The following is a 20743-nucleotide window of genomic DNA, read 5'->3' on the forward strand; positions in this document are numbered from 1 at the left end:
GGTGCCCGCGCGGGGCGGCTTGGCTGTTCCGGTCACCCCGCCGTCTCGTCCGGCGGGCCCGGCGGGTCCGGCCGTGCGGAGGGCTCGTGGAGTTCGAACCAGATGCTCTTGCCGTCGCCGCGCGGGTCGACGCCCCAGGCGTCCGCGAGCACGTCCATGAGGACGAGGCCGCGTCCGGAGGACGCCAGCTCGCCGGGGCGGCGCTTGTGCGGGAGGTCGTCGCTGGCGTCGGTCACCTCGATCCGCATCCGCCGCTTGCCGCCGTCGCCGGTCATCTCGGCGACGAGGAGCGCGTCGGCGTCGGTGTGGACGAGGACGTTGGTGAGCATCTCGGAGACCAGGAGGACCGCCGAGTCGACCTGGTCGGGGCAGGTCCAGTCGTGGAGCAGGTCGCGGACCTGCTGGCGGGCCCCGGCGATGCGCTCCGGTTCGGCCTGCGCGACGGTCAGGGCGATGCGGCGCACCGGAGGCCGTGTGCCGATCGTGTCGCCGCGACCGGAACCCCTGGCCTGGCGGCACAGCAGCAGCATCGCTATGTCGTCCTCGCGCCGGTCGGCGAGCGGGCCGGGCGTGTGGTGGGACGACGGCCCGTGCACCCCCTGGACCAGCGCGTCGGCCAGCGCCTCCAGCCGCCCGGGAGCGAGCCCGTTCACGACGCGGAGGTCGTCGGCCGGCGCGGCGGAGGAGGCCGAGTCGGCAGCGGGGGCCGCCGAGTCGGCCACACGAGAGGCCGAGCCCGCCGCCACGGCCGCCGGATCGGCCACCACGGTCACCGGGCCGACCGCCGCGGCCGCCGGTTCGGTCGCGGCAAAGGTCGCGTTCACCCCCGGCCAACCCGCTCCCCCGAGGCTCTCCCCTGGCTCCCCCGGCGCCTCCGGCCCCCCGCCGACGTAACCGGCGCCTTCGACAGCGTTGCCATCCGCCGTACCCGGGACCGGGGCGGGGGCGATCTCCGTGTCCGTGTCCCTGTCGAAGGACTCCAGGATCGTTCTGATGCGCCGCCAGCCCGTGTCGAGGTCGTGGCCGCCGGTCTCGATGAGGCCGTCGGTGCACAGCAGCATCGTCTCGCCGGGTTCGAGGACGAGCCGGGTGGTGGGGTAGTCGGCGTCGGGGTCGATGCCGAGGGGCAGGCCGCCCGGGGTCGGCCGGACCAGGACCGTGCCGTCGGCCATGCGGATCGCCGGGTCGGGGTGCCCGGCGCGGGCGATGTCCAGCACCCCGCTCACCGGGTCGACCTCCACGTACAGGCAGGTCGCGAAGCGCAGGTCGGTGTAGGTGTCGCCGGAGGTGTCCGCGGTGACGCCGTGGAGGAAACGGGACGCGCGGGAGAGGACCGCGTCCGGCGGGTGGCCCTCGGAGGCGTAGGCGCGCAGGGCTATGCGGAGCTGGCCCATGAGCCCGGCGGCGCGTACGTCGTGGCCCTGGACGTCGCCGATGACGAGGGCGAAGCGGCCGTTGGGCAGGGCGATCATGTCGTACCAGTCGCCGCCGACCTGGAGCCCGCCGCCGGTGGGGACGTAGCGCGCCGCGACGCTCATGCCGGGTATCTCGGGGCCGAGCGTGGGCAGCATGGTGCGCTGGAGGCCGTCGGTCAGCGCGCGTTCGGTCTCGGCGGCGCCCGCGCGGGACAGCGCCTGGGCCAGCATCCGGGCCACGGTGGTCAGGACGGAGCGCTCGTCGGGGGTGAAGGCGACCGGGTAGGTGAAGCCGGCCATCCACGCGCCCATGGTGCGGCCGGCGACGATCAGCGGCAGGAAGGCCCAGGACCGGCGGTCGAACTGCTCCGCGAGCGGCCAGGCGGTGGGGTAGCGGGACTTGTAGTCCTCGGGGGAGGAGAGATACACGGCGCGGCCGGTGCGGACGACCTCGGCGGCCGGGTAGTCCGTCTCCAGCGGCATATGGGTGAACGGGCCCTCGTCGCCGCGGTTGTGCCCGTGGTGCCCGATGACGGTGAGGCGGTCGCCCTCCACTCCGAACACGGCGAGCCCGTCGGGGGAGAAGCCCGGCATCGCCAGGCCCGCCGCGACCCGCAGCACCTCCTCCGTCGAGCGTGCCTCGGCCAGGGCCCGCCCCGCGTCCAGCAGGAACGCCTCGCGGGAGCGCCGCCAGTCACCGGTGACGGCGGCCGGGGCGCGGGCCGCGGTCTGCGGCGTCGGCTCGGTGACCTCCTGGATGGTGCCGATCAGCTCGACCGATCTGCGTACCGGGTCAAGGGTCGGTTTGGAACGGCTGCGCACGGTGCGGATGACCCGGCCCTGATCGTCCATGATCCTGATCCGGACCTCGGCGAGGGTGTCCTCCGCGACGGCGAGCTGGACGACGGAGACGATCTCGTTCCAGTCGACGGGGTGGAGCCGTGCGCGCGCGCCCGCCTGGGTGAGGGTGGTCGGTTCCGGGGGCAGCCCCAGGAGCCGAGCTGCTTCGGCGTCGACGGTGACGGTTCCGGCAGCGCTGTCCCAGGTCCACAGTCCCGTCGCCAGGGCGGACAGGACGTCCTCCACGGTGGGCGGGGGCTCACCAGTGCGCATTGACCCACTCTAAGAACAGCTGATCGGACCGTGCCACCGAAGCTGTGCCGGGCACCGGGCGGTACCGGAGGCGACCGCGATCGGTGGCGACGGCGGTGACAGCGGTCGACGTTATCGACAGAAACCGCTTGCGGTCCTGGCTATGGCTGTGACGGTGAGTATCTGCGCGGCGAAAGGTGTCCGGGAGGGAGAGCGGTGTCCAGGGGGCGGCAGGACGCGGTTGCCCCCGCGGGCGGCGGTAAACGGTGGGGAGGCGATCTCGGGGTGCCCGGTACGCTTGGCTGTGTTTCACGTGAAACACGGACGGTGAACCGTGTGGCACGGTCCCAGATCCCCGATCAGCGAAGACTGGATGAACGACGATGCATCGGTACAGGTCCCACACCTGCGGCGAGCTCCGCGCCTCTGACGTCGGCACCGACGTCCGGCTGAGCGGCTGGCTGCACAATCGGCGCGACCTGGGCGGCATCCTCTTCATCGATCTGCGCGACCACTACGGCATCACGCAGCTCGTCGCCCGTCCGGGCACCCCGGCGTACGAGGCCCTGGACAAGATCTCCAAGGAGTCGACCGTCCGTGTCGACGGCAAGGTCGTCTCCCGTGGCGCCGAGAACGTGAACCCCGACCTGCCCACCGGCGAGGTCGAGGTCGAGGTCGGCGAGGTCGAGCTGCTCGGCGCGGCCGCCCCGCTCCCCTTCACCATCAACGCGGAGGACGGGGTCAACGAGGAGCGGCGCCTGGAGTACCGCTTCCTCGACCTGCGCCGCGAGCGCATGCACCGCAACATCATGCTGCGTACGGCCGTGATCAGTGCCATCCGTCACAAGATGACGGCCCTCGGCTTCAACGAGATGGCCACGCCGATCCTGTCCGCCACCTCCCCCGAGGGCGCCCGCGACTTCGTCGTGCCCTCGCGCCTGAACCCGGGCAAGTTCTACGCCCTCCCCCAGGCTCCGCAGCAGTTCAAGCAGCTGCTGATGATCTCGGGCTTCGACCGGTACTTCCAGATCGCGCCCTGCTTCCGTGACGAGGACGCGCGCGCCGACCGTTCGCCGGGCGAGTTCTACCAGCTCGACGTCGAGATGAGCTTCGTGGAGCAGGAGGACGTCTTCCAGCCCATCGAGCAGCTCATGACCGAGCTGTTCGAGGAGTTCGGCAACGGCCGTCACGTCACCTCCCCGTTCCCGCGCATCCCGTTCCGCGAGGCGATGCTGAAGTACGGCTCCGACAAGCCGGACCTGCGCGCCCAGCTGGAGCTGGTCGACATCACCGACATCTTCGAGAGCTCGGAGTTCAAGGCGTTCGCCGGCAAGCACGTGCGGGCGCTGCCGGTGCCGGACGTCTCCGGCCAGCCGCGGAAGTTCTTCGACCAGCTCGGCGACTACGCGGTGGAGCAGGGAGCGAAGGGCCTGGCCTGGGTGCGCGTCGGCGAGGACGGTGCGCTGTCCGGCCCGATCGCGAAGTTCCTGACCGAGGAGAACGTCGCCGAGCTGACCAAGCGCCTGTCGCTGGCCGCCGGCCACGCCGTGTTCTTCGGCGCCGGCGAGTTCGACGAGGTCTCCAAGATCATGGGCGCGGTGCGGGTGGAAGCCGCCAAGCGTGCCGGGCACTTCGAGGAGGGCGTCTTCCGGTTCTGCTGGATCGTCGACTTCCCGATGTACGAGAAGGACGAGGACACCGGGAAGATCGACTTCTCGCACAACCCGTTCTCGATGCCGCAGGGTGGTCTGGAAGCCCTGGAGACCCAGGACCCGCTGGACATCCTCGGCTGGCAGTACGACATCGTCTGCAACGGTGTCGAGCTGTCCTCCGGCGCGATCCGGAACCACGAACCCGAGATCATGCTGAAGGCTTTCGAGATCGCGGGCTACGACCGGGACACCGTCGAGGAGCAGTTCGCGGGCATGCTGCGCGCGTTCCGCTTCGGCGCCCCGCCGCACGGCGGTATCGCCCCCGGTGTCGACCGGATCGTCATGCTCCTCGCCGACGAGCCGAACATCCGCGAGACCATCGCCTTCCCGCTCAACGGCAACGCCCAGGACCTGATGATGGGCGCGCCGACGGAGCTGGAGGAGGCGCGGCTGCGCGAGCTGCACATCTCGGTGCGGAAGCCGCAGCCCAAGTAGAGAAACGCGTGAGGCAAGCCTGTTGAGGGCTTGAATCGAAAAGGGTCCGGAAATCGTCCGTCGATTTCCGGACCCTTTTCCGTGGGCGGGGAAAAGGCGCTGTTCTCTCAGCTCCTTGACAGGGTTCCTGCCTAACTTCCCGGCGCATGACAGCCAATCAACAGAATCAGGTGAATTCCTCACAGGCGCCGCGGGGCGGCAAGGGGGAGCCGACGCGTCGTACGGTCGTCGTGGTGGCCGCGGGTGCCGTCGCGGCGGTGGGCCTGGGCGGTGCCGTGGCCGTCGCGGGCGAGCGGAGAGGGGCCTTGGGCGCCTCCTCCACCGCGTCCGAGGAGTGCTACCGGCTCACCTCGGAGACCGTCGAGGGCCCGTACTACATCGACGCCGACAAGGTCCGGCAGGACATCACCGAGGACCGGGAGGGCATCCCCCTCATCCTCCGGATCAAGGTGATCGACTCCGGGACGTGCCGTCCGCTGCGGGACGCGGCCGTGGACATCTGGCACTGCGACGCGGTGGGCGTCTACTCCGGCTACGAGGACACGGGCAACGGCGGTGGTGGCCCCGCGCCCACCGGAGAACCGCCGAGCGGTGAACCGCCCACCGGTGAGCCCTCGGGCCCGCCCCCGGGCGGTGGCCACCAGGAACCCACGGACGACACCCGCTATCTGCGCGGGACGTGGCGCACGGACGGAAAGGGCTTCGTCACCTTCAGGACGGTCTTCCCGGGCTGGTACCGGGGCCGCTGCGTGCACGTCCACACCAAGGTGCATGTCGACGGCGAGTGGACGGACAGCGGTTACGAGGGCGGGACCACCTGCCACACCGGCCAGTTCTTCTTCGACGAGGAGTCCGTCATCGCCTCGGCGGCGCTGGAGCCGTACGCGTCGAACACGGCGGAGCGCACGACCCTCGACGAGGACACGATCTATGACGGCAGCGGCACCCAGGGGGGTCTGCTCAAGCTCAAGTACAAGAAGAACGACATCGCGAAGGGAGTCACCGGAACGATCATCGTGGGCGTCGATCCGGAGGCGACCCACAACGGATAGGGGATGTGCCCTTTTCCTCCTGTTCCCCTTCGTGCGGGAAGGGGAACAGGAGGAAAGCCACAGTGCTTTCCCATGGTGCTGACAGTTTCCGTCCCTAATTTCCTCGTCCATGACGGGAAATCAGAACGCACATGAGCAGGACCCCGAGTCCCGGGGCCCGAAGCACAAGAAGGACATGACGCGCCGCAGGGTCGTGGTCGCGGGGGCCGGCGCCGTGGCCGCGGTGGCCGCGGGCGGCGCCGTCGTCGCGACCGCGAGCGCGGACACGTCCGGCAGCGCGAAGGGCGGCACGGCCGGGAGCGCGACCGCGAGCACCGGCGAGGAGTGCTACCGGCTCACCTCGGAGACCACCGAGGGCCCGTACTACATCGACGCCGACAAGATCCGGCAGGACATCACCGAGGACAAGGAGGGCATCCCCTTCACCCTCCGGATCAAGGTGATCGACTCCGAGACGTGCCGTCCCCTCAAGGACGCGGCCGTGGACATCTGGCACTGCGACGCGCTGGGCCTGTACTCGGGCTACGAGAGCTTCTCCGAGGGCGGCGGCACCGCCCCCACCGACGCGCCCTCCGGCACCCCCACGGACGCGCCGTCCGGCGCCCCGACCGGCGAGCCCCCGTCCGGGGGCGGCGGAGGCGGCGGTCACGAGGAGCCGACCAGCGACACCCGCTATCTGCGCGGCACCTGGAAGACCGACAAGAAGGGCTTCGTCACTTTCAGGACGGTCTTCCCGGGCTGGTACCGGGGCCGCTGCGTGCACGTCCACACCAAGGTGCATGTCAACGGCGAGTGGACGGACAGCGGTTACGAGGGCGGGACCACCTGCCACACCGGCCAGTTCTTCTTCGACGAGGAGGCCGTGCTCGCCTCCGCCGAGGTCGAGCCGTACTCCACCTCGACGACCGAGCGCACGACCCTCGACGAGGACACGATCTACGACGGCAGCGGCACCCAGGGGGGTCTGCTCAAGCTGAAGTACAAGAAGAACGACATCGCCAAGGGCGTCACCGGAACGATCACCGTCGGCGTCGACCCGGACGCGACGAACACCGGCACGGACGTCTGACGCAGGAAGGCTGACGCGCGAAGGCCGACGCACGGCGATCGGCGCGTCGGCGGCTGACGCACCGACAGCCGACGCACCGACAGCCGACGCACCGACGGCTGACGTGCCGATGGTGACCGGCCGACGGCTGACGTGCCGATGGTGACCGGCCGGCGGCTGACGCGTCTACGGTGACCGGCCGGCGGAGCGCGGGACGGTCTGCGGCTCGCCGTCCGGCGGAGTGTCGGGCGGCCCGGCGTGAGGCCCGGAATCCTCTCCCCTCGGGTTCCGGGCCTTTCGGCGTGCCTGCAGGCGCCTGGTGGGCCGGGTGCTGGGGAAGTCATCAGCGGACGCACAGGTTTCTCGCCGGAGGAGCACAGCGGGCGCGGGTGTGATGGACGCAGAGAGCGAGGAACCCGTAGGGGACGGAAACGTCGGAGAACCACGGGGAGTGGAGGAGGCCATGGAATGCGCCGTGCTGCTCGCACCGCTGCTGGTCCTCGGGGCGGTGGTCGCGGTCATCGCCCAGTGGCGCCGCGGTGACCGGAGGGAGGCGACGTCCGACCTGGACGCGGAGGCCGACGCCAACCGCTGGGTGGTCCGGCTCGGCGGCGGCCTGGCCGGGATCGACGTGCGGGCGCAGGCCGCCGCGGACGACGAGGCGGCCCGAGCCCTGTCCGACGCCGCCGAACGCCTCCGTACCGCACGGGCACGGCTGGCCTCCGCTCGGACGCCCGACCAGTACGCGGTGGTCGTCCGCACCGCGGCCGAGGGCCTGCACCACGTGGGGGAGGCCCGCAGGGCGCTGGGGCTGGACCCGCCCGCCGCGGACGGGCGGAACGCCGCGCAGGACGAGCCGCCGACGGCTCACGTCACGCGCGGGGCCGCCCGAGACGCGCGCAGGGCCGCACGAGGCGATCGGAGGGCCGCCCGGGTCGAGCGGAAGGAACTGTCGTACGGGCTCGACACGTCCTACCGATCATGACCATGTCGTCCTCTGCCGCCGGCCCCGTCCCCACGACCCTCGGTGAGGAGGTCCTCCTCCTCTCCCTCGACGACTCCACGGGCGAGGCGAGGTCGCCGCTGCGGACGCCGTACGCGATCGCGGCCGCGGCCCTGCTGGAACGGGCGCTCGCCGACGGTCCCGACGGCGCGGTGCTCCCGGACGACGCCGAGAAGTGGATCAACGAGCGGCGCGACGGGGAGTACCAGAGGGCCCTGCGGGGTCTGCTGGACAAGGGCCTGGTCCGGGAGGAGAAGCGCCGGCTCCTCCTCGTCTTCCGCACCACCGTCCACCCGGAGGTCGACGGCACGGTGGAGGCCGCGCTGCGCGGGCGGCTCGCGGCGGTCGTCCTGGAGGGAAGCGAACCCGATCACCGCACCGCCGCCCTGATCACCCTGCTCCACCACGCCGACCTGCGGGAACTGGCCTTTCCCGACCTGGACGAGGAGCAGTCGGCGGCGGTCGAGCGGCGCATGACGGAGATCGCCGAACGCCACTGGGCGGACCCCGCCCTCCGTCGCATGGCCGAGACGGCCGCCGCGACCTCGGCCGCGCTGACCGCCGTGACGACGGCGGCCACGGTCGTGATCATCACGGCGGTGACCTGAACCGAGGGCGCGGACCAGGCACCGCCGCCGTCCCCGCGGGGGAGCCGCCCTCTGTCCGGTGACAGGGGGTGGGCGCCGCCGACGCCCGCCGCCTGGTCGCGGACACGGGTGGCTACGCGCCGGTGTCCCCGTCGCCGTCCTGCCCGCCCGCCGCTTCGTCGCCCTCGGTCCGCCCGCTTCCCTGCTTCGTGTGGAGCACCTCGCGGGCCTGTTCCGCCGCGCGGATGGTGCTCTCGCTGACGAAGTCGAGGAAGCGTGCGATGTTCTCCAGGCGGGCGCCGGCCGGGGACTCGTGGCCGAGGACGCCGACGCCCTGCCGGGCGGTCTCGATGACCTGGGTGAGGGCGCGGGCGCTGGCCAGCATCGACTGGTACCAGATGTCGTCGTCGACGACGTAGCGCTCGCGGCGGCGGTCGTCGCGTTCCCTGCGGACGAACGCCTGGCCCTCCAGATAGGTGATCGCCTTGGAGACGGACGCCGGGCTGACCTGGAGGCGCTGGACCAGGTCGGACGCGGTGAGGCTGCCCGAGTCGCTGAGGGTGAGGCAGGCCATGACCCGCGCCATCATCTTCGGCATGCCCGAGGCCATCATCACGGTGGCGAACGTCTCCTCGAACTCGCGCACCGCCTCGGTGTCCCGCCCGTTCGCCGCCGCGGCCGCCGCCGGTCCCCGTGGCGCGCTCTGCCTGCGCCGCTGCGCGCGGCGTTCGGTGGCGCGGTGGGCCAGGTCGGCGCGGTAGCCGGTGGGGCCGCCGTTGCGCATGACCTCGCGCGTGACGGTCGAGGTGGGACGGTCGAGATGTCGGGCGATCTCGGCGTAGGCGAGACCGTCGGCCAGCCCCAGGGCGATCTGCTGACGTTCGGGCTGCGTGAGCCTGCCTCCTGGCATGGGGTCCCCTTCGTGTGCGCGTGAGCACCCACCATAGCGTTCACCTCCATTCCATTGCAACGGTGCGGAGGGGCTGTTGTTGCGTTAATTTCACATCCATTGCAATGATTTCCCTTCTTTGACCTGCATTGATGCTGCTCTTGTGCAACAAGATGGTTGCTGCCTCTGTGAATGCAACGTAGCGTTTCTCTCGTCGGAAACAACACTCCAGAGGAGAGAACGATGCAGAAGTTCGTCACCCCCGCCCCGATCGCCGCCGTCCTCGACATCCAGGCCGGACGGGTGCAGGTCATCGCCGCCGACCGGGCGGACACCGTCGTCGAGGTCCGGCCCATGGACCCCGCCACGGGCCGGGACGTGCAGCTCGCCGAGGGCACCACCGTCGAGTACGCCGACGGCACCCTGCGGATCACCGCGAAGGCACCGGTCAAGAACCGCCTCGTGGGTCCCGCCGGCTCGGTCGAGGTGACCGTCCAGCTGCCCACCGGCTCGCACGTCGAGGCCACCTCGGCCGGCGTCGAGTTCCGGGGCGTCGGACGGCTCGGGGACGTCACCGTCGACGGTGCCCTCGGCCAGGTCAAGCTCGACGAGACCGGCAGCGCCCGGCTGGCCGTCCTGGCCGGCGACATCTCGGTCGGCCGCCTCGGCGGACCCGCGGAGATCAGCACCCAGCAGGGCGACATCCGTGTCCACGAGGCCGTCAGCGGCACGGTCGTGCTCCGCACCCAGTCCGGTGACATCTCGGTCGGCGCCGCCCCCGGTGTCTCGGCCGCCCTCGACGCCGGCACCGCCTACGGCCGCGTCAGCAACGCCCTCAAGAACGACGGCACCACCGCGCTCGACATCCGCGCCACCACTTCCCGCGGTGACATCACCGCCCGCAGCCTCTGACCTCCCGGCCCCTCGAAGGAGCACACCCACCATGACCATCCCGGCCATCGCGGCGACCGCGCTGCGCAAGTCCTACGGCGACAAGGTCGTCCTCGACGGCGTCGACCTCACCGTTCCCGAGGGGACGATCTTCTCCCTGCTCGGCCCGAACGGGGCCGGCAAGACCACCGCCGTCAAGATCCTCTCCACCCTCATCGGCGCCGACGGCGGCCGGATCAGCGTCGCGGGCCACGACCTGGCCACCGACCCGCAGGCCGTCCGCGCCGCGATCGGTGTCACCGGGCAGTTCTCCGCCGTCGACGGGCTCATCACCGGCGAGGAGAACATGCTCCTCATGGCGGACCTGCACCACCTGCCGAGGAGCGAGGGGCGACGGGTCACCGCCGAACTGCTGGAGCGCTTCGACCTCACCGAGGCCGCGCGCAAGCCCGCCTCCACCTACTCCGGCGGCATGAAGCGCCGCCTCGACATCGCGATGACGCTGGTCGGCAGCCCACGCGTCATCTTCCTCGACGAGCCGACCACCGGCCTCGACCCCCGCTCCCGCCACACCATGTGGCAGATCATCCGCGAACTGGTCACGGGCGGCGTCACCGTCTTCCTCACCACCCAGTACCTGGAGGAGGCCGACGAACTCGCCGACCGGATCGCCGTGCTCCACGACGGCCGGATCGCCGCCGAGGGCACCGCCGAGGAACTCAAGCGACTGATCCCCGGCGGCCACGTCCGGCTCCGCTTCTCCGACCCGGCGCTCTACCGGTCGGCCGCCGCCGCACTCGTCCACGGCACCCCTCCCGACGCTGCCCCCCGCCCCCGCGGGGGCACCGCCGACGACGACGCCCTGACCCTGCGGATCCCCAGCGACGGTTCGCAGCGCGACCTGCGCGCCGTCCTCGACCGGCTGGACGCCGCCGGCGTCGAGGCCGACGAACTGACCGTGCACACCCCCGACCTCGACGACGTGTTCTTCGCCCTCACCGGCGGCACCGACATCCCCGCCCAGGCCAAGGAGGCCCTGCGATGAGTTCCCTCTCCCTCGCCGTCCGCGACTCGACGACCATGCTGCGCCGCAACCTGCTGCACGCCAGGCGCTACCCGTCGATGACGCTGAACCTGCTGCTCACACCGGTCATGCTGTTGCTGCTGTTCGTCTACATCTTCGGAGACGCGATGAGCGCCGGCCTCGGCGGCGGCGCCGACCGCTCCGACTACGTCGCCTACCTGCTGCCCGGTCTGCTGCTGATGACGGTCGGATCCACCACCATCGGCACCGCGGTGTCCGTCTCGAACGACATGACCGAGGGCATCATCGCCCGCTTCCGCACGATGGCGATCCACCGCGCGTCGGTGCTCGTCGGGCACGTCATCGGCAGTGTGGCGCAGTGCCTGATGAGCGTGGTCCTCGTCGGCGCGGTCGGCGTGGCCGTCGGCTTCCGCTCCACCGACGCCACCGTCCTGGAGTGGCTGGCCGCCTTCGGACTGGTCACGCTGTTCGCCCTGGCGCTCACCTGGATCGCCGTCGGGATGGGCCTGGTCAGCCCGAACGCCGAGGCCGCCAGCAACAACGCGATGCCGCTGATCTTCCTCCCGCTGATCTCCAGCACCTTCGTGCCGCTGGACTCCATGCCGGGCTGGTTCCAGCCGATCGCCGAGTACCAGCCGTTCACCCCGGCCATCGAGACCCTGCGCGGTCTGCTCCTCGGCACCGAGATCGGCCACAACGGCTGGCTCGCGGTGGCCTGGTGCGTCGGTCTCGCGGTGCTCGGCTACGTCTGGTCCACCGCGAAGTTCGACGGCGACCCGAAGTAACCCCCGTGACAGCGCGGGCAGCCACCCGCACCCCGCCCCTCCGCACCCCGCTCCACTCGCACCCCATTCACCCGCACCTCGTACCACCCCGCACCTCACCCCACCGGGGCGGTGTACACCGACAGGGCGTCGGAGTACACCGCCCCGTTCGCGTGCCCTCGGCGCCCCGCCCCGCGCGGGCTACCGCTTCAGGGCCCGGTACCGCTTCAGCAGCGCCGACAGCCTCGCCGGGTCCTTGCCGCCGTTCAGCTCCCTCAGGAGGTCGTCGGGACAGAGTTCGTAGAGGTCGCCCCACCAGCCGCGGCGGCGGTGGTCGTAGATGCGGTTGCCGCCGGGGACTCCTCGGGCGACGTAACGGCGTTTGCTCACTCGGCCTCCGGTGGGGGTGTCAACGCCTCCTCCTCCAGCAGGCGTTCGGCGATGTCGGCGGCCCAGGACTGGGCCCACCGACGGAGTGACAGGGTGGCCTGCTCGTCGAGGCCCTGGCGAGCGAATTCCCTGTCGTCGAGCCACTCGGTGGCCTCCAACCGGGCCTGGAGGTCGGCGAGATCGAAGGTGGAGGCGGTGGCGGAGGTGTGGCGGCGGGCCAGTTCCTCCAGTTCGGGGACGGTCCAGTGGGCCCCGGCCGCGTGGACCGTGACCAGGTCGCGGGCGGTGTTCCGGTCGGCGAGGGCCCGCACCTTCGTACCGACGACGTCCTCCAGGGAGAGGGTCGGCCCGAGCGACGTCTCGACCGCGGGGTGCCACAGGGACTCCTTGAGGATGTCCAGGGTGCGCACCTCCGCCGTCGTCGGTTCGGTGACGAGGAGGCGGGCGGAGAGCGGGGTGCCCTCCGCCTCGTCCACGAGCCATCCGCGCCCCGCCAGCCCGGCGCGGACGACGCCGGCGATCTCGTCCATCGGGGCCGGGTGCTCCGTCGCCACCTCCAGCAGGCGGCCCGGCGGCCGGCTCTCCGTCAGTCCGTGGGCCCGTACCGCGTGGTCGCCGGTCACGGCCAGGGCGTAGGGGGCGCCGACGGCCACGATGTCGGTGAGGAGATGGAGGACCGGGTCGGGGGGTCCGGGCTCGGGCAGGCCGTTCACGCGCGGGCCTCGGGCGGGGCGGGGGGTGGGGCCAGGGACATGGACATGGATTATCACGGTTCACGGGCTTTCCCCGTCATCTCCCCGGTGCACCGGGCGTTGGCCCCGCGCACTTCTCAAGTTCGGTTGAGGGAAGCCAAAGCGGGCTCACAGCGCGATCCGCCATCGTCCCGGGTCTTGGACCAGACCCTTCTCGTGGTCGCCGATCTGGCCGCCATCTCCGTGCTGACCTTCGCGGTCTACTTGCCCCGCCATCGAACGCCGCGACCTGATCGCCGCGTTCCTCGGCGTCAACGTCGGTGTGCTCGCGGTGGCGATGACGCTCAGCTCGTCCTCGGTCGGGGTCGGGCTCGGCATGGGCCTGTTCGGCCGGCGGCGGACCGGGCGGCGGACCCGGCGGTGGTGGCGGCGAGAGCGTCGGCGACTACACCGCCAAGGTCACCGGCGGCACCCTGGTCCTCCGCTCCCAGGGCGACGGGTTCGACTCCAACGGCACCGCCGAGATCACCGGCGGCACGATCGTCGTCAACGGCCCCGAGTCGGGCGGCAACGGCGCGCTCGACGTCAACGGCAGCTTCACCGTCAGCGGCGGCACGCTGCTCGCCTCCGGTAGCGCGGGCACTGCACATCGTCGACTCCGACGGCGGGATCGTCGCCTCGTACGTCACCTCCAAGACCATCCAGAACGTCGTCCACTCCGGTGAGGGCGTCGAGAACGGCGAGGAGTACAGCGTGTAGGCAGGCGGTTCGGCCTCCGGGTCCGACACCGGCGGCCTGGCCGGGTCGGGCACGCTCGGCTCCGCCGAGAAGATCGCCACGGTCACCGCGGGCGAGGCCCCGGAGGGCGGCGGCTTCGGCGGCCCCGGCGGGAGCAGCAGGGAAAAGTGAACTCGGGGGCAACCTTTCCCCGAACGGCGACCACCCATGAGTCGGAACTCCCTTCACAGGGGTTCCACACGAACCACGTGTTCACCCGAATCACGTACGTTACGTAAGGACTCATCCGTGGCTTCTGTCTCCTCGCGCCCCTCCCACCGCCGGTCCCTCCGCAAGCGCCGCGTCCTCGTGGTCACCGCCGCCGCCGTGGCCGCGGGTGTCGGCGCCGGCGTCCTGGTGATGAACGCGGGCGCCGCCCCCACGGACCTCTACCGGCAGGTGCTGCCCGCCAAGGACGGCTGGGCGGCCTCCGGGTCCGGCACCACCGGCGGCTCGAAGGCGGACGCGGCGCACACCTTCACGGTCTCGACCCGCGCCCAACTGGTGAAGGCGCTCGGCGCGCAGACCGACACCACCCCCCGCATCATCAAGATCAAGGGCACGATCGACGCCAACACCGACGACGCGGGCAAGAAGCTGACCTGCGCGGACTACGCCTCCGGCACCGGCTACTCGCTCTCCGCGTACCTCAATGCCTTCGACCCGTCGACGTACGGCAAGAAGGCACCGTCCGGTGCCCAGGAGACCGCCCGCAAGGCCGCGGCGGACAAGCAGAAGAAGAACATCGTCTTCCGGGTCCCGTCGAACACCACCCTCATCGGTGTCCCCGGCACCAAGGCGGGGATCACGGGCGGCAGCCTCCAGGTCCAGAACGTCAAGAACGTGATCATCCGCAACCTGACGTTCGCCGCGACGGAGGACTGCTTCCCGCAGTGGGACCCGACGGACGGCTCGTCCGGCGAGTGGAACTCCGCCTACGACTCGGTCACCCTGCGCGGGGCGACCAACGTCTGGGCCGACCACAACACGTTCACCGACGAGCCGACCTTCGACACGTCGCTGAAGACGTACTTCGGCCGCAAGTACCAGATCCACGACGGCGCCCTCGACATCACCAACGGCTCCGACCTGGTGACCGTCGAACGCAACGTCTTCTCCCACCACGACAAGACGATGCTGATCGGCAGCAGCGACACCGACTCCACGGGCAAGCTCCGCGTCACCCTCCACCACAACGTGTGGAAGGGCATCGTCCAGCGCGCGCCGCTGGCCCGCATCGGCCAGATCCACCTCTACAACAACGTCTACGACACGACGCCCCTCAACGGCTACGAGTCGAAGTACAGCATCGACTCCCGCGCCAAGGCGCAGGTCGTGGCCGAGCACAACGTGTGGCGGATCCCGGCCGGCGCGAAGACCGCGAAGCTGCTGAGCGGCGACGGCACGGGCTCCCTCGCCGGGACAGGCAACGTCGTCAACGGCACGGCGACGGACCTCGTGGCCGCGTACAACGCCGCGAACTCGAAGAAGCTGAAGACGACGGTGAACTGGACGCCGACGCTGACGGCCGGCCTGGAGACGTCGGTGAAGAACCTCCTGACCGACCTGGCCACCACCACGGGCGCAGGCACCCTCTCCTGACCCCGCCCCACCCGAACGTGACCCGCCCGGCCGTCCTTCTCCGGTGGCCGGGCGGAGTCACCACGCCCCCGTGCCCGTTCGGCGGTCGCGGCAGCGGGCGCCGGGCCTGGACGCCCTCCGGAGAAGGGCAGCGGCAGAAGGATCGTTCAGGAGGCGAACGGTTCGATCTCTCCCGCGAAGACGATGATCTGGTCGATGAGGCTCCGTCGCAGGTGGACGACGTCCGTTCCCGCCAGGTGGGGGCCTCCGTCAGGTGTGGTGAACACCCACTGGTACCGGGCCCATTCGTCAGGCATGTCGACCGCCGAGCAGCGCACCATCGTGCCGGTCCCCGCCGGGTGGCGTCGGATGTCCAGCACGAACCGCTCGACCGCCCCGATCCCTTCGCTACGCCCCAACGGCCCCCAGAAGACCACGTCCGAGGTCAGGGCCTGGGAGAGCAGGGCGGTCACATAGCTGTCGTCCGAGGCGTTGAACGCGGAGATGAACGTGTCGATCGCGGAACGTGCGGTCTCTTCCTGCATGTCCCAGTAATATCAGGCCGTTTCGCGCGCGCCCGTCCCACGAGCGGCCCGCCGACCACCGTGGACCTCGGCGATGCCGCACCTCGTGCCGGTGGGGCTACCCGGCGACGAACTGCGTGAGGATCGCCTGGACCTCGTAGATGTCGACGCCCTTGGTGAAGGTCTTCTCGATCGGTTCGTGGGTGCCGGACAGCCAGATCTTCAGCTCGGCGTCGAGGTCGAAGTGACCGGCCGTCTCGACCGAGAAGTGCGTGATGCTGCGGTACGGGACGGAGTGGTACTCGACCTTCTTGCCGGTGATCCCCTGTTTGTCGATGAGGATGAGACGCCGGTCGGTGAACAGGATGGTGTCGCGGATGAGCAGGAACGCGGCGTGCACCTGCTCACCGTGACCCAGCAGACGTGCGTAGTCCTGCTGGGCCTTCGCGGGATTGACGGTATGCGCGTTTCCGAACAGTGCCATGTACCGGGAGACGCCCACCCGGCTCTGGGGGGTTGCCTCCCGGCTGTGGTGCGCTACTCGGCCTGGCCGCCGAAGCGCTCCTTGTACGCCTGCAGGTCGTCCTCCGTCAGCTTGGCGAACAGGACGGGCGGGACGGTGAAGGGCGTGCCGGCGGGGACCGCGGTCAGGGACCTGGCCTGCTCCGGGGTGACCCAGGTGGCGGTGTCGTTCTCCAGGGCGAACGCGCCGCGCATGGCGGCGGAGGAGGTCGGGATGAACGGCTCGGAGACCACCGCGTAGAGGTGGATGAGGTTCATCGCCGTGCGCAGGGTGAGGGCCGCGGCGTCCTGGTCGGTCTTGATCTCCAGCCAGGGGGCCTTCTCCTCCAGGTAGGAGTTGCCCGCCGACCACAGCGCGCGCAGCGCGGCCGCCGCCTTGCGGAACTGGAGCGCGTCCATGTGCTCCTCGTACTCCGCGAGGAGCCGCGCGATCTCCTCGCCCAGCTTCGCCTCGGCCTCACCGGCCGCCGCACCCGCCGGGACCTCGTCGCCGAAGCGCTTGCGGGAGAAGGACAGCACACGGTTGACGAAGTTGCCGAGCGTGTCGGCGAGGTCCTTGTTGACCGTGGCGGTGAAGTGCTCCCACGTGAAGGACGAGTCGTCCGACTCGGGGGCGTTGGCGATCAGGAAGTAGCGCCAGTAGTCCGCCGGGAGGACCTCCAGGGCCTGGTCGGTGAAGACGCCCCGCTTCTGCGACGTCGAGAACTTCCCGCCGTAGTACGTCAGCCAGTTGAACGCCTTGACGACGTCGACCTTCTTCCACGGCTCCCGGACGCCCAGCTCGGTGGCCGGGAACATCACCGTGTGGAAGGGGACGTTGTCCTTCGCCATGAACTGCGTGTAGCGGACGTCGGTGTCGACGTCGAACCACCAGGACTTCCAGTCGCGGTTCTCCGGGTCCTGGTCCGACCACTCCTTCGTCGCGCCGATGTACTCGATCGGCGCGTCGAACCACACGTAGAAGACCTTGCCCTCGGCGGCCAGCTCCGGCCAGGTGTCCGCGGGGACCGGGACGCCCCAGTCCAGGTCACGGGTGATCGCCCGGTCGTGCAGGCCCTCGGTGAGCCACTTGCGGGCGATGGACGACGCCAGCTGGGGCCACTGGTGCTCGTGCGCCGCGACCCACTCCTCGACCTCCCGCTGCAGCTTCGACTGCAGCAGGAAGAGGTGCTTGGTCTCGCGGACCTCCAGGTCCGTGGAGCCGGAGATGGCGGAGCGCGGGTCGATCAGGTCGGTGGGGTCCAGGACGCGGGTGCAGTTCTCGCACTGGTCGCCGCGCGCCTTGTCGTAGCCGCAGTGCGGACAGGTGCCCTCGACGTAGCGGTCCGGGAGGAAGCGGCCGTCGGTGGGCGAGTACACCTGGCGGATCGCCCGCTCCTCGATGAACCCGTTCTCCTTGAGCTTGCGGGCGAAGTGCTGCGTGATCTCCACGTTCTGCGCGGACGAGCTGCGGCCGAAGTAGTCGAACGCGAGGGAGAAGCCGTCGTAGACGGCCTTCTGCGCGTCGTGCGCCTGCGTGCAGAACTCGTCGACGGGGAGGCCCAGCTCCTTCGCCGCCAGCTCCGCCGGGGTGCCGTGCTCGTCCGTCGCGCAGATGTACAGGACGTCGTGGCCGCGCTGGCGGAGGTACCGGGAGTACACGTCCGCCGGGAGCATGGACCCCACCATGTTGCCCAGGTGCTTGATCCCGTTGATGTAGGGAAGGGCGCTGGTGATGAGGTGTCGAGCCATCGGGGGATGCTCCCAGGTCGGTCGATTTCGTAAGGCGTGAGTCTTGAAATCCTAGCCGACACGGGGGTGCCGCCCGCCTCCCGTTTTACTGGGTGGGAGGCGGACGGCACGGTGCGTCCCGGTGCGGGACGCGAGGCAGGGTTACGGGCGCCAGGCGGCCAGGATGCCCTCGTAGACCTCGGCGTCCGTCAGCTCGCGCGGGGTCTCGCCGGCCAGGAAGTGCGAGGCGTTGCCCGTCTTCAGCTTGCGGAGGTAGTCGAACGCCTTGTTCTCCGGGTCACCGAAGGCGACGAAGGCGAAGTGCACGCCGGGGTGGTTCTTCGCGGCGTCCGTGAGCGCCTGGGTGGCGGGGGTCTTCGCGTCCGGGGCGCCGTCCGTCTGGAAGACGACGAGGGCGGGGGCGGTGGGGTCCGCCGACTTCTGGTGCTGGGCGAGCACCTCCTCGACGGCCGCGTGGTAGCTGGTGCGGCCCATGCGGCCGAGGCCGTTGTGCAGCTCGTCGATCTTGTTCTCGTGCTCGGCGAGGGTGAGCGCGCCGGTGCCGTCGAGTTCGGTGGAGAAGAACACGACGGGGACGGTGGCCTCGGGGTCGAGGTGGGCCGCGAGGGCGAGGGCCTGCTCGCCGAGGGCCTGGGCGGAGCCGTCCTTGTAGTACGGGCGCATCGACGCGGAGCGGTCGAGGACGAGGTACACCTTGGCGCGGGCGCCGGTGAGGTCGTGCTTCTTCAGGACGGCGCCGGCAGTCTTGTAGGCGGTGGAGAGACCGGGGGCGCTGGAGCGGACGCGGGCGGCGGGGGTCGCGGGGGTGGCGGAGACGGCTGCGGTCTCCGGGGCGTCCGTGGATTCGACGGCGTCCGTGGGTTCGGGGGTGGCGGTGGGCTGCGCGGGTTCGTCGGCCGCCGCCACGGCCTCGGGGGCGGCGTCGGGCTCGGGAGCCTTCACTTCCTCCGGCTCGGGTGCCGCCACGGCTGCGGGCTCCGACGCCTCGGCGGGCTCGGCCGCCTTGACGGGCTCCTGCTCGGGCTCCTCCGCCGCGGGGGTCGCCTGCGGCTCCGCCTCGGGGGCGGCCTCCGGGTCGGAGGGCTCGGCGGCGTCGGCCTGCGGCGCGGGCGCTGTGGCAGCTTCCGGTTCGGGGGCCGTAGCAGCCTCAGGCTCGGGGGCGGACTCGGCCTGCGGCTCCGCCCCGTTCGTGGCCTCGGGGGCCGTGGGAGCCTCGGCCTCGACCTCGGGCTCCTTGGCCTTCTCGGCCTGCGGCTCGGGCTCCTCCGCCGTGGGGGTCGCCTGCGGCTCCGCCTCGGGGGCGGCCTCCGGGGCGGAGGGCTCGGCGGCGTCGGCCTGCGGCTCGGGCGCTGTGGCAGCTTCCGGTTCGGGGGCCGTAGCAGCCTCAGGCTCGGGGGCGGACTCGGCCTGCGGTTCCGCCGGGTTCGTGGCCTCGGGGGCCGTGGCAGCCTCGGGCTCGGCGTCGGCCTCGACCTCGGGCTCCTCGGCCTTCTCGGCCTTCTCCGCCTGCTCGGCCTGCGGCTCGGCGTCGGCCTCCTGTGCGGCCGCCGGCTCCGGCTGGGGCTCGGGCTCGCCCTTCGCGACCGGCTCCGCGACCGAGTCCGCCTCGGCCTTCGGCTCACCCTCCGCGACAGGCTCCGGGCCGGCCGCCGGGGCGGGCTCCGCAACCGCCGGCTCCGCCTCAGCGACAGCCTCGGTCTCCTGCGCGGTCTCCTTCTCGCTCTCCTTCTCGGCCGCGCCCTCGGCCTCGACGGCGTCCGGGGCAGCTTCAGGCGCAGCCTCCGCCGTGGGCTCAGCGGCTGCCGCGAGGGCCTCCGCCTCGACCTGCTCCTCTTCCTCCCGCTCGGCCTTCGCCGCCGCGACCGGCTGCTCGGCCTTGGCCTCCGCCGCGGGCTCCGCCTCCGGTTCCCCGGCCTCGGCCTCGGCGTCCGCAGCTCGCTCGTCGGCCACCTCGGCCTTGCCCCCGGCCTCCGCAGGCTCCGCCGCGGCGGCTGCCTCGGCCTCCGCCCCCGGCGTACCCGCCTCGGCCTCCGCAGGCTCCCGCTCCTCCGTCCGTGGCTTCGGCACCGTCACGTTGTCGAAGGCCGCCGAGACCAGCTCGTCGGCGACGGACGGGGCCGGCTTGGGCTCGGACCCCTGGGCCGGAAGCTTCGGCTCGGTCTCCCGCGAGGTACCCCGCTCCTCAGCCCCCGTGGAACCCGGCTCGGCCTCCCGCGGGGAAGCGGTGGTGGCTGATTCGGCACCCCCCTCAGGACCCGTGGTCGTCGGCTCTTTCGGGGAGACCTGCTCCGCCTCCTGCGAAGGGACCGTGTCGCGCCCCTTGCGTGAGCGGGAGAACGCGTTCCGCAGGAGAGAGAGAATGCCCATGTGCGCAACCCTTCGCGTGAGTTGTAGCCCGTCAATCCCTGGCCAGGACGGACACGTAAGGTTAGCCGCCGCGACTGGCGATCTTGGGGTGGGGCGGGAGGTTTCTCTAACCCCGCGACCGGGAGCTGTCAATACCGCCTCAACTGTCGTGGGTTCACCTGCCGTTCACCCTCCGTCCCCGTGCTCGAACACGCGCGCCCCTAACGTCGCGCTCACACCAAAGGCA

18 protein-coding genes are annotated in these 20743 nt (G+C 71.2%); 9 read left to right on the plus strand and 9 right to left on the minus strand.

The window, feature by feature from the left end:
* Positions 1–32 precede the first annotated feature (32 nt).
* Positions 33–2528, minus strand: coding sequence for a SpoIIE family protein phosphatase (locus GSY65_RS18950; protein ID WP_236579879.1), 2496 nt, complete (start codon positions 2526–2528; stop codon positions 33–35).
* Positions 2529–2890: 362 nt separating this feature from the next.
* Between GSY65_RS18950 and aspS the strand changes: the two genes are divergently transcribed.
* From aspS to GSY65_RS18975, 5 genes are all read left to right on the plus strand, one after another.
* Positions 2891–4654 carry an aspartate--tRNA ligase gene (gene aspS / locus GSY65_RS18955; RefSeq protein ID WP_159770211.1) on the plus strand — a complete coding sequence of 588 codons (1764 nt, stop codon included), beginning with the start codon at positions 2891–2893 and terminating at the stop codon, positions 4652–4654.
* Between the two features lie 146 nt (positions 4655–4800).
* Positions 4801–5706: an intradiol ring-cleavage dioxygenase gene (locus tag GSY65_RS18960; protein ID WP_159770214.1), complete on the plus strand. Its 906-nt coding sequence runs from the start codon at positions 4801–4803 to the stop codon at positions 5704–5706.
* Positions 5707–5815: 109 nt separating this feature from the next.
* Complete coding sequence (locus GSY65_RS18965; protein WP_159770217.1) at positions 5816–6775, plus strand: intradiol ring-cleavage dioxygenase; 960 nt, start codon at positions 5816–5818, stop codon at positions 6773–6775.
* Positions 6776–7217: 442 nt separating this feature from the next.
* Positions 7218–7739 carry a hypothetical protein gene (locus GSY65_RS18970; protein WP_201452591.1) on the plus strand — a complete coding sequence of 174 codons (522 nt, stop codon included), beginning with the start codon at positions 7218–7220 and terminating at the stop codon, positions 7737–7739.
* 2 nt (positions 7740–7741) lie between these two features.
* Positions 7742–8365 carry a GOLPH3/VPS74 family protein gene (locus tag GSY65_RS18975; protein ID WP_236579883.1) on the plus strand — a complete coding sequence of 208 codons (624 nt, stop codon included), beginning with the start codon at positions 7742–7744 and terminating at the stop codon, positions 8363–8365.
* Positions 8366–8477: 112 nt separating this feature from the next.
* Here GSY65_RS18975 and GSY65_RS18980 read toward each other — a convergent pair whose 3' ends face one another.
* On the minus strand, positions 8478–9254 hold the full coding sequence (locus tag GSY65_RS18980) for a GbsR/MarR family transcriptional regulator (RefSeq protein WP_159770223.1): 777 nt from the start codon (positions 9252–9254) through the stop codon (positions 8478–8480).
* 222 nt (positions 9255–9476) lie between these two features.
* On the opposite strand from GSY65_RS18980, the gene GSY65_RS18985 reads away from it, so the two are divergent.
* The 3 genes from GSY65_RS18985 to GSY65_RS18995 are packed head-to-tail and all read left to right on the plus strand — an operon-like array spanning position 9477 to position 11954.
* Entirely contained in the window at positions 9477–10145 is a 669-nt protein-coding gene (locus tag GSY65_RS18985; protein ID WP_159770226.1) for a DUF4097 family beta strand repeat-containing protein, read from the plus strand.
* A gap of 31 nt (positions 10146–10176) precedes the next feature.
* Positions 10177–11169 (plus strand): ATP-binding cassette domain-containing protein, encoded by a 993-nt coding sequence (locus GSY65_RS18990; RefSeq protein WP_159770229.1) that lies wholly within the window; start codon positions 10177–10179, stop codon positions 11167–11169.
* Positions 11166–11954, plus strand: coding sequence for an ABC transporter permease (locus GSY65_RS18995; protein WP_159770232.1), 789 nt, complete (start codon positions 11166–11168; stop codon positions 11952–11954). The genes GSY65_RS18990 and GSY65_RS18995 overlap by 4 nt, the downstream gene beginning before the upstream one ends.
* A 180-nt stretch (positions 11955–12134) precedes the next feature.
* Here GSY65_RS18995 and GSY65_RS19000 read toward each other — a convergent pair whose 3' ends face one another.
* The 3 genes from GSY65_RS19000 to GSY65_RS33340 all read right to left on the minus strand — a co-directional run bounded on the left by GSY65_RS19000 (position 12135) and on the right by GSY65_RS33340 (position 13658).
* A complete protein-coding gene (locus GSY65_RS19000; RefSeq protein WP_159770235.1) occupies positions 12135–12323 on the minus strand; it encodes a hypothetical protein in 189 nt (62 codons plus the stop codon).
* A complete protein-coding gene (locus GSY65_RS19005) occupies positions 12320–13027 on the minus strand; it encodes a nucleotidyl transferase AbiEii/AbiGii toxin family protein (protein WP_159776152.1) in 708 nt (235 codons plus the stop codon). The genes GSY65_RS19000 and GSY65_RS19005 overlap by 4 nt, the downstream gene beginning before the upstream one ends.
* 433 nt (positions 13028–13460) lie before the next feature.
* Positions 13461–13658 carry a hypothetical protein gene (locus tag GSY65_RS33340; protein ID WP_201452871.1) on the minus strand — a complete coding sequence of 66 codons (198 nt, stop codon included), beginning with the start codon at positions 13656–13658 and terminating at the stop codon, positions 13461–13463.
* Positions 13659–14041: 383 nt separating this feature from the next.
* Here GSY65_RS33340 and GSY65_RS19015 point away from each other — a divergent pair, with 383 nt between their 5' ends.
* Positions 14042–15394 carry a pectate lyase family protein gene (locus GSY65_RS19015; protein ID WP_236579885.1) on the plus strand — a complete coding sequence of 451 codons (1353 nt, stop codon included), beginning with the start codon at positions 14042–14044 and terminating at the stop codon, positions 15392–15394.
* A 146-nt stretch (positions 15395–15540) separates the two neighbouring features.
* Here GSY65_RS19015 and GSY65_RS19020 read toward each other — a convergent pair whose 3' ends face one another.
* The 4 genes from GSY65_RS19020 to GSY65_RS19035 form a co-directional block, all read right to left on the minus strand.
* The gene (locus GSY65_RS19020) at positions 15541–15918 is read right to left on the minus strand and encodes a nuclear transport factor 2 family protein (protein WP_159770241.1); all 378 of its coding nucleotides are present in this window, start codon (positions 15916–15918) and stop codon (positions 15541–15543) included.
* 97 nt (positions 15919–16015) lie between these two features.
* Positions 16016–16381 carry a PH domain-containing protein gene (locus GSY65_RS19025; protein WP_159770244.1) on the minus strand — a complete coding sequence of 122 codons (366 nt, stop codon included), beginning with the start codon at positions 16379–16381 and terminating at the stop codon, positions 16016–16018.
* Between the two features lie 53 nt (positions 16382–16434).
* Positions 16435–18150, minus strand: a complete 1716-nt coding sequence (gene metG, locus GSY65_RS19030; RefSeq protein ID WP_159770247.1) for a methionine--tRNA ligase — start codon at positions 18148–18150, stop codon at positions 16435–16437.
* A 141-nt stretch (positions 18151–18291) separates the two neighbouring features.
* Positions 18292–20517 (minus strand): VWA domain-containing protein, encoded by a 2226-nt coding sequence (locus GSY65_RS19035; protein ID WP_159770250.1) that lies wholly within the window; start codon positions 20515–20517, stop codon positions 18292–18294.
* Positions 20518–20743: the final 226 nt, after the last annotated feature.

Origin of the sequence: Streptomyces sp. HM190 (genome assembly GCF_009857135.1) — a bacterium.
In the GTDB taxonomy this organism is placed as follows: Bacteria; Actinomycetota; Actinomycetes; order Streptomycetales; family Streptomycetaceae; genus Streptomyces; species Streptomyces heilongjiangensis.

Bases quoted from the DNA above. Each gene is read 5' to 3' on its own strand.
- GSY65_RS18950 (WP_236579879.1), bottom strand. From the start codon at position 2,528: ATGCGCACTGGTGAGCCCCCGCCCACCGTGGAGGACGTCCTGTCCGCC.
- aspS (WP_159770211.1), top strand. From the start codon at position 2,891: ATGCATCGGTACAGGTCCCACACCTGCGGCGAGCTCCGCGCCTCTGAC.
- GSY65_RS18960 (WP_159770214.1), top strand. From the start codon at position 4,801: ATGACAGCCAATCAACAGAATCAGGTGAATTCCTCACAGGCGCCGCGG.
- GSY65_RS18965 (WP_159770217.1), top strand. From the start codon at position 5,816: ATGACGGGAAATCAGAACGCACATGAGCAGGACCCCGAGTCCCGGGGC.
- GSY65_RS18970 (WP_201452591.1), top strand. From the start codon at position 7,218: ATGGAATGCGCCGTGCTGCTCGCACCGCTGCTGGTCCTCGGGGCGGTG.
- GSY65_RS18975 (WP_236579883.1), top strand. From the start codon at position 7,742: ATGTCGTCCTCTGCCGCCGGCCCCGTCCCCACGACCCTCGGTGAGGAG.
- GSY65_RS18980 (WP_159770223.1), bottom strand. From the start codon at position 9,254: ATGCCAGGAGGCAGGCTCACGCAGCCCGAACGTCAGCAGATCGCCCTG.
- GSY65_RS18985 (WP_159770226.1), top strand. From the start codon at position 9,477: ATGCAGAAGTTCGTCACCCCCGCCCCGATCGCCGCCGTCCTCGACATC.
- GSY65_RS18990 (WP_159770229.1), top strand. From the start codon at position 10,177: ATGACCATCCCGGCCATCGCGGCGACCGCGCTGCGCAAGTCCTACGGC.
- GSY65_RS18995 (WP_159770232.1), top strand. From the start codon at position 11,166: ATGAGTTCCCTCTCCCTCGCCGTCCGCGACTCGACGACCATGCTGCGC.
- GSY65_RS19020 (WP_159770241.1), bottom strand. From the start codon at position 15,918: ATGCAGGAAGAGACCGCACGTTCCGCGATCGACACGTTCATCTCCGCG.
- GSY65_RS19025 (WP_159770244.1), bottom strand. From the start codon at position 16,381: ATGGCACTGTTCGGAAACGCGCATACCGTCAATCCCGCGAAGGCCCAG.
- metG (WP_159770247.1), bottom strand. From the start codon at position 18,150: ATGGCTCGACACCTCATCACCAGCGCCCTTCCCTACATCAACGGGATC.
- GSY65_RS19035 (WP_159770250.1), bottom strand. From the start codon at position 20,517: ATGGGCATTCTCTCTCTCCTGCGGAACGCGTTCTCCCGCTCACGCAAG.